Here is an 8,118-nt window from a genome sequence, read left to right on the forward strand (position 1 = left end):
TCAGACCCTCAAATGCGTATGCGCTCAAAAGGTTTCAATACGATGAGTCGGTTTATTTAAGCGGTGAACCGACGGATCGCTCCGTTCGGCTTCATCGAAGCGAAAGCTTCATCGGCGTCCGAACAGCTTTTCGATATCGCCATGCGCCAGCTTCACCCAGGTCGGCCGACCGTGGTTGCATTGCCCCGAATGCGGCGTGACCTCCATTTCGCGGAGCAAAGCGTTCATCTCCGCCACCGACAGCACCCGCCCTGCCCGCACCGAGCCGTGGCACGCCATTGTCGCCGCAACATGATCGAGGCGTTCTTTCAGCGAGAGCGCTTCGTCGAACGCGGCAAGTTCGTCGGCGAGATCGGTGACGAGGCCGATCACGTTGCCCTGCCCCAACATCGCCGGCACGCCGCGCACCAGCATCGCGCGCGGGCCGAAACGGTCGAGGTCGAGACCGAATTCGCTCAGCTCGGCAGCGCGCGCCTCGAGCCGGTCGCACGCCGGTTCGTCGAGTTCGACCACTTCGGGCAGGAGCAAGGCCTGCGACGCGACGCCGCCATTCGCCATCGCCTTGCGCATCCGCTCAAGCACAAGGCGCTCGTGCGCGGCGTGTTGGTCAACGAGGATCAGGCCGTCGGGGCTTTCGGCGACGATATAGGTCTTGGCGACCTGTCCGCGCGCGACGCCGAGCGAGTAGTCGGTGCTTTCTGGCGGTGGCGCGTAGGCGGGTTCGGCACGCGCTTGTGGCGGCGGGGTGAAGAAGGTGCGGCGGTCGTTGAGCGCGTACGCGCGCTGATCGAGTGCAAGCCCCTCCCCTTCAGGGGCGGGGTTTGGGGTGGGGCCTATCCCCAAATTTAAAGGAGCCTGTGACGCACTGCCCCACCCCAACCCCTCCCCTGAAGGGGAGGGGCTTAGATCGGACGTCCAGGCGGCGAGCGCGCTTTCAGGCGCGCGCTGGCTGCGATGCCCTGCCTCATCGAGCGCGCGACGCAAGCCGCTGACGATCAACCCGCGTACCAGCGCCGGATCGCGGAAGCGCACTTCGGTCTTGGCCGGATGCACGTTCACATCGACCGCATCGCTGGGTACATCGAGGAACAGCGCGACCACGGCATGGCGGTCGCGCGGCATCATCTCGGCATAAGCACCGCGGATCGCGCCGATTAGCAGCCGGTCTTTCACCGGCCGCCCGTTGACGAACAAATATTGATGATCCGCCACGCCGCGATTGAAGGTCGGCAATCCCGCGATTCCGCCCAGCCCAATCCCTTCGCGCACGAAATCCACGCCGACGCCATTGTCGATTAGCCCGCGATCGGTCAGCGCCGCAACCCGGTCGGGCAGACTCTCGCCGCCGGTCACGCCGAGCGCGCGCCGCCCGTCATGCTCGACTGAAAAGCCGATATCGGGCCGTGCCATCGCGAGGCGTTTGACGACGTCGATGCATGCCGCGAATTCGCTGCGGGGGGAGCGCAAGAATTTGCGCCGCGCCGGCACGCGTTCGAACAGCGCCTCGACCCGCACGCGCGTGCCCGGCGGAATCGCGGCCGGTCCCTCGGAAAATACGACGCCATTATCGACCACCCGCGCCCAACCCTCGCACCCAGGCGGCCGACTCTCCAGCGTCATGCGCGCCACGCTCGCGATCGACGGCAACGCCTCGCCGCGAAATCCGAGCGTCGCGACGTTTTCGATAAATTCGTCGGGCAGTTTCGACGTCGCATGCCGCTCCAGCGCGAGCGCCATGTCGGACGGTGTCATCCCGCAGCCATCATCGGTCACTTCGACCAGAACGGTCCCGCCACTGGCGAGCCTGACCGATATTCGCGTCGCGCCGGCATCGATCGCGTTTTCGACGAGTTCCTTCAACGCGCTGGCGGGCCGTTCGACCACTTCACCGGCGGCGATACGATTGACGAGATGTTCGGGCAGGCGGCGTATTGACATGGGTTTTACTCTAGCCCAAGCGAGGGCATCCCGCGACCCGCATTCAACCGAGTATCAGAGCGTGGTTTCTCCGCCCTGAACGCCCCGGATGTAAGCGACGAACGGGCATTGTGCGACCTGTCGGCGACATTAAAGTCCGGCGTGAAACGGAACGATCCATGGGCTTTTTCTCGAATCTCTTCCGCTTTTCTTCCCATGACATGGCGATCGATCTCGGCACCGCCAACACGGTGGTGTATCTGCGCGGCAAGGGTATCGTGCTGAACGAGCCGTCAGTCGTCGCAGTCGAGACGCTCAACGGCGTCAAGCGCGTCAAGGCCGTCGGCGACGACGCCAAATTGATGATGGGCAAAACGCCAGACAGCATCCAGGCGATCCGCCCGCTGCGTGACGGCGTCATCGCCGACATCGATGTCGCCGAGCAGATGATCAAGCATTTCATCCACAAGGTGCATGGCGGGCAACGCCGCTTCATGCGCTGGCCGCAGATCGTGATTTGCGTGCCGTCGGGATCGACCTCGGTCGAGCGCCGCGCGATCCGCGATGCCGCGTCAAACGCTGGCGCCTCGCAGGTCTGGCTGATCGAAGAGCCGATGGCCGCCGCGATCGGGGCCGACATGCCCGTCACCGAGCCGATCGGGTCGATGGTGGTCGATATCGGCGGCGGCACGACCGAAGTCGCGGTGCTGTCGCTGCGCGGCCTGGCGTACACCACCTCGGTGCGTGTCGGTGGCGACAAGATGGACGAAGCGATCGTCTCTTATGTCCGCCGCAACCACAATCTGCTGATCGGCGATGCCACCGCCGAGCGGATCAAGCAGGAAGTCGGCGTCGCCAAGCCGCCGGCCGACGGCATCGGCCTGACGATCAACGTCAAGGGTCGCGATCTCGTCAACGGGGTCCCCAAGGAAATCCAGATCAACCAAGGCCAGATCGCCGAAGCGCTGAGTGAGCCGGTCGGTCAGATCGTCGAGGGTGTCCGCATCGCGCTCGAAAACACCGCGCCCGAACTGGCGGCGGACATCGTCGATCAGGGCATCGTGCTCACCGGCGGTGGTGCGTTGCTGAAGGGCATCGACGAAGTGCTGCGCGACGAGACTGGCCTGCCGGTGACGATCGCCGATGACCCGCTCACTTGCGTCGCGCTCGGCACCGGTCGCGCGCTCGAAGATCCGGTGTTCCGGGGCGTCTTGCACAGCGCGTGACGCAAGCCGTGCCCGGCGCACTGAAATGACACGACGAGCGGGCTGAAACAGCGGGGTTCCCCCCTACTCAGCCCGCTCTACATCGCGTACAGCGACGAAACGTTTTGGCGGCCCTCGGGCTTTTGGATGGGGGTATAATGGCGCCGCCTCGCACTCGGCGCCCGGGTTTTTCGCGGCGGGCGCAATATAGCCTCTTTTTGGGATATGTCATTGCGGTGGCGGGCTCGCTCGTCGGTGCGGTTCTGCTTGCGCTGTCGACACTGGATCCCCCCGCTTTCGCCACGCTGCGCGCCAGCATCGGCGAGGTGACCACACCCATCTCCTCGGGCATTTCGGGGGTCGGCCGCTGGATCGGATCGATCCCTGGTGGGATTGGCGACTATCTTGCGGTGCGGGATCAGAATGCCGTGCTGCGCAAACAGCTCGCCGATCAACATGCGCTGTTCATGCGGGCGCGCTCGCTCTCCTACGACAATCATCGCTTGCTCGCGCTGCTGCGCGTGCGCGAGCGGATTGCAGAGCCGGTGGTGGCGGCGCGGTTGGTCAGCTCATCAGCCTCCAGCACGCGTCGCTTTGCGGTGCTCAACGCCGGGTCGTGGCAGGGCGTCGCACAAGGGCAGCCAGTGCGCGGCCCGGAAGGGTTGATCGGGCGCATTCTCGAGACCGGGCCGAACAGCGCGCGCGTGCTGCTGCTGACCGATCCGGAAAGCGTCGTGCCGGTCCGCCGTACGCGCGACGGTATGCCGGCGCTGGCCACCGGGCGCGGCGACGGGCTGCTCGACGTAAAGTCGGTCGCCTTTGCCACCACCGACTTCGGGCCGGGCGATGTGTTCGTGACATCGGGGATCGGTGGCATCTATGCGCCCAACGTACCCGTCGCGCGGATTATCCGGCGCGGTCGTGACGCCGCGATCGGGCGCAGCTTCGCGCAGCCCGACACGGTCGATTACGCCCTTGTCCAGCGCGCCTTCCTGCCCCCGCCGCCGCCGATCCCCGCGCCGACGCCTTTGGCGACGCCGCCTGCCCGCAAGCCCGCGCCGTGAGGACGGTCCGCGGACCTTTCGACGAGGCGCCCGACCGGAGCATGGCGCGCTTCATCCCGCCGTTGTCGGTCGTTGCAGGCTCTGCACTGACGCTGTGGCCGCTGATTGCCAGCGTGCAAATCCTGCCACCCTTCGGCTTGCTGATGCTGCTCGGTTGGCGGCTGACCCGGCCGGAGAGCCTGCGCGTCTGGGCGCCGCTACCGCTTGGCCTGTTCGACGATCTGGTCTCAGGCCAGCCGCTGGGCAGCGCGATGCTGTTCTGGACGCTGTGTTTCTTCATGATCGACCTGATCGACCAGCGCGTCGTGTATCGCACGTTCTGGCAGGACTGGTTGATTGCCGCCGGTTCGATCGGCTTTTGCCTGATCCTCGGACGCTTGGCCGCGACGCCGATCGACGCGCATGTCGATACGGTGTTACTGCTCCAGATCGCGATTTCAGTTCTGCTTTTCCCGCTTGCCGCGCGCCTTTGCGCCATCTTGGCCGGCGATGAGGAGGAGGCATGAACCGGCCGATCTTCAGGCAATCCCAGCGGATGGTCACTGAAGCGTCGCAAAGCTACAGCTTCTCGCGGCGCGCGGTTGCGCTCGGCGCCGCGCAAGGCGTGTTCGGGCTGGCCCTCGCGGGACGGATGGGCTGGCTTTCGGTCATCGAAAACGCGCAATATACGCTGAAATCCGAAAGCAACCGCGTCAACACGACGCCGGTACCGCCGCGGCGTGGCTGGATCGTTGATCGCCACGGCGCGCCGATTGCCAACAACCGCACCGATTTCCGCGTCGATATCATCCCCGACCGGCTCGAAAATAAAGGCCGTGTGCTCGGATTGTTGCGCGAAATCCTGCAACTGCCGCCCGAACAGATGGACAGGATCGTCACCGACCTCGAGAATGCCGCAGGGTTCCAGCCGGTGCAGGTCGCCCAGAACCTCGATTGGGAGCGTTTTGCCGCTGTCAGCGTGCGGTTACCCGAATTACCCGGCGTTGCGCCCACGCGCGGTTTTTCGCGCAGTTATCCAACGGGTGCCGCGGTCGCGCACCTCACCGGCTATGTCGGTGCGGCGTCGGCCGAACAGTACAAGCAGACCCGAGATCCGCTAATGGTGACGCCCGGGTTCAAGCTCGGCAAGGATGGTCTCGAAAAGACGCTCGAATCGACGTTGCGCGGAGTCGCGGGGCAAAAGCGCGTCGAAGTGACCGCACGGGGCAAAATCGTTGCCGAACTCGCGACCAAGCCCGACGAACCCGGTACCAACGCGCGGCTCACCATCGACATTGCCCTGCAGGATTACGCCGCACGGCGGCTCGGCACGCAATCCGGGTCGGTCGTGGTGCTCGATTGCCGCACCGGCGAGATGCTCGCGATGGTCTCGATGCCAGCCTATGATCCCAACAGCTTCTCCGACGGGATCAGCCATCTCGAATGGAAGATGCTGTCGGACAACGACCATGTGCCGTTGATGAACAAGGTTCTGCAAGGTCTGTATCCCCCTGGCTCGACCGTGAAACCGATGAATGGCCTCGCTTTGCTGCGCGCCGGGGTGCGCGCCGACGAACGCGTATTCTGCTCGGGTGCGTTGCGCGTCGGCACTGGCATCTTCCACTGTCACCAAAAACGCGGCCACGGACCGCTCGACCTCAAGAACGCGATCATGCAGAGCTGCGACATTTATTTCTACGAAATGGTGCGGCGGCTCGGCTACGACAATGTCGCCCCGGTCGCGCGCGCGCTCGGGCTCGGGCAGAAATTCGACTTGCCCTTCTCCAGCCAGCGCTTCGGCACCGTTCCCGACAGCGCGTGGAAGCAGCGCAAATATCAGACGTCGTGGACCGTCGCGGATTCGCTCAACGCGTCGATCGGGCAAGGTTATGTCCTGACCAACCCGCTGCAACTCGCGGTGATGGCCGCGCGCCTCGCATCCGGCCGCGCGCTGCAGCCGAGCATCCTGGCCGGTCACGTCCACCCTGCCCCTGCGCTGCCGATCCAGCCCGATCACCTCACCCTCATCCACGAAGCGATGTGGGGCGTCGTCAACGGTGGCGGGACGGGCGGCGCGGCGCGGATGCTCACGCCGGATGTGGCACTCGCCGGGAAGACCGGAACCGCGCAGGTCCGCCGGATCACGATGAGCGAGCGGGCCGGCGGCGTGCTCAAGAACGGCGCCCTCCCCTTCAAGTTGCGCGATCACGCGCTGTTTCAGGGGTTCGCACCGCACGATAACCCGCGCTACGCGATCGCTGTCGTACTGGAGCATGGCGGCCATACCGTCCGCAATCTCGACACTCCGGCGATCGCCCGCGACATCATGACCTATCTGTTCGACAAGGACCGCGCGCTCGCATCGCTCGCCGAGGCCGAACCGACCTGGGGCGGCGACATCAAGACGCGCATGGCGGCCGAGAGCGCCGCCTATCGTGCCGCTGCGGGCGCACCACCGCTCGCGATCGGTGCGCAGACCGAGCTCGGCGCAACCGCGCCGACCGATGCACCCGCCGTCCGCGCCGCCACCGCCGCCGATATCGCGGCGTCCGAAGCGCTCGCCAATTCCGCTGCCCCCGGCAATACCGTTGCCGAGGACGGCTCCACCGAGTCCGATCCGCAATGAGCACGCGTCCTGCCAATGGGCTTGCCTTCGTGCCCGCGCCGCTTGCGCAGCTGCCGTGGAAGATCCTGCTGTTGGTGCTCGCGATCGGCTGTTTCGACTTGCTCGTCCTCTATTCCGCGGCGGGCGGAAATATTCGACCCTGGGCGCTTTCGCAGGGCATTCGCTTCTTCGTGCTGCTGGCGGGCGCGATCGCGCTGTCGCGCATCCGCGAAGAAACGTGGGGCCAGATCGCGCTTCCAGCCTATGCGATCCTGTGCGTGATGCTCATGCTGGTCGAGTTGGTCGGCGCGGTGCGTGGCGGCGGACAACGCTGGCTCGATGTCGGGTTCATCCGGGTGCAGCCTTCGGAGTTGATGAAGCCGTGCATCGTGCTCGCCTGCGCGAAATTTTACGACCTGCTCCCCCCCAATGAGATACGACGTTTTGGCGCGATCTGGCCTGCCGCGCTGCTGATCCTGCTGCCCGCGGCGTTGGTGATGAAGCAGCCCGATCTCGGCACCGCCTTAATGATCACGATCGGCGGAGTGACCGTGATGTTTCTGGCGGGCGTGCCGCTCCGCCTCTTCATCGGCGGCGCTCTTGCGCTGGGCGCGGCGATCCCGCTTGCGATCAATTTCGTGCTGCACGGATATCAGAAAAACCGTATTCTCGTCTTCCTCGACCCCGAAAGCGATCCGCTCGGCATCGGCTATCATATCAGCCAGTCCAAGATCGCGATCGGATCGGGCGGCATCTTCGGCAAGGGGTTTCTGAAAGGCACGCAAAGCCATTTGGATTACCTGCCCGAAGGCCAAACCGACTTTGCGCTCGCGACAATGATGGAGGAATGGGGCTTGATCGGTGGCGTGCTGCTGATCCTCGCTTTTTTCGTGATCGTGCAATGGGGGCTGGCGGCCGCGCTGCAAGCGCAATCGCGCTTCGCCCGCCTGACCGCAGCGGGCCTGGCGGCGACAATTTTTTATTACGTCTCGATCAACATGGCGATGGTGATGGGCATGGCGCCGGTGGTTGGTGTGCCGCTGCCGCTGATCAGCAATGGTGGGTCCAGTCAGATGACTTTTATGCTGTGTCTTGGCATCCTGATGTCGATCGACCGCAGCAACCGCCAGACGACGCGCTGGTAAGACCGCGCGCGCCGATTTCGGGCGGGTACGTGAAAAAAGGGTTTGCATCGGGCCGCTACGCTGCTAACCGACCGCTTCCCGCAGCGGTCGCGCCACCACGCGCCTTGCCAGATCGCCGGGGTTCGGACGCATAGCTCAGTTGGTAGAGCAGCTGACTCTTAATCAGCGGGTCCTTGGTTCGAGCCCAAGTGCGTCCACCATAA

Annotated in this window: 6 protein-coding genes and 1 tRNA gene; 6 read left to right on the plus strand and 1 reads right to left on the minus strand. The window is 64.9% G+C overall.

From position 1 onward, the window contains the following. Window positions 1–108: 108 nt before the first annotated feature. Window positions 109–1,938, minus strand: coding sequence for a DNA mismatch repair endonuclease MutL (gene mutL, locus ABWP09_RS11965; RefSeq protein ID WP_353205361.1), 1,830 nt, complete (start codon window positions 1,936–1,938; stop codon window positions 109–111). 158 nt (window positions 1,939–2,096) lie between these two features. Between mutL and ABWP09_RS11970 the strand changes: the two genes are divergently transcribed. From ABWP09_RS11970 to ABWP09_RS11995, 6 genes are all read left to right on the plus strand, one after another. After that, window positions 2,097–3,143: a rod shape-determining protein gene (locus tag ABWP09_RS11970; protein ID WP_188447714.1), complete on the plus strand. Its 1,047-nt coding sequence runs from the start codon at window positions 2,097–2,099 to the stop codon at window positions 3,141–3,143. Window positions 3,144–3,280: 137 nt separating this feature from the next. Further along, entirely contained in the window at window positions 3,281–4,186 is a 906-nt protein-coding gene (locus ABWP09_RS11975) for a rod shape-determining protein MreC (protein ID WP_353205362.1), read from the plus strand. A gap of 41 nt (window positions 4,187–4,227) precedes the next feature. Then, a complete protein-coding gene (gene mreD / locus ABWP09_RS11980; protein ID WP_353205363.1) occupies window positions 4,228–4,692 on the plus strand; it encodes a rod shape-determining protein MreD in 465 nt (154 codons plus the stop codon). Continuing rightward, the gene (gene mrdA / locus ABWP09_RS11985; protein WP_353205364.1) at window positions 4,689–6,791 is read left to right on the plus strand and encodes a penicillin-binding protein 2; all 2,103 of its coding nucleotides are present in this window, start codon (window positions 4,689–4,691) and stop codon (window positions 6,789–6,791) included. Before mreD ends, mrdA begins: the two co-directional genes overlap by 4 nt. Next, window positions 6,788–7,915 (plus strand): rod shape-determining protein RodA, encoded by a 1,128-nt coding sequence (gene rodA / locus ABWP09_RS11990; protein WP_353205365.1) that lies wholly within the window; start codon window positions 6,788–6,790, stop codon window positions 7,913–7,915. The genes mrdA and rodA overlap by 4 nt, the downstream gene beginning before the upstream one ends. 124 nt (window positions 7,916–8,039) lie before the next feature. Further along, window positions 8,040–8,115: transfer RNA gene (locus ABWP09_RS11995), tRNA-Lys, on the plus strand. Window positions 8,116–8,118: the final 3 nt, after the last annotated feature.

It is taken from the genome of Sphingomonas sp. (assembly GCF_040398505.1).
In the GTDB taxonomy this organism is placed as follows: domain Bacteria; phylum Pseudomonadota; class Alphaproteobacteria; order Sphingomonadales; family Sphingomonadaceae; genus Sphingomonas.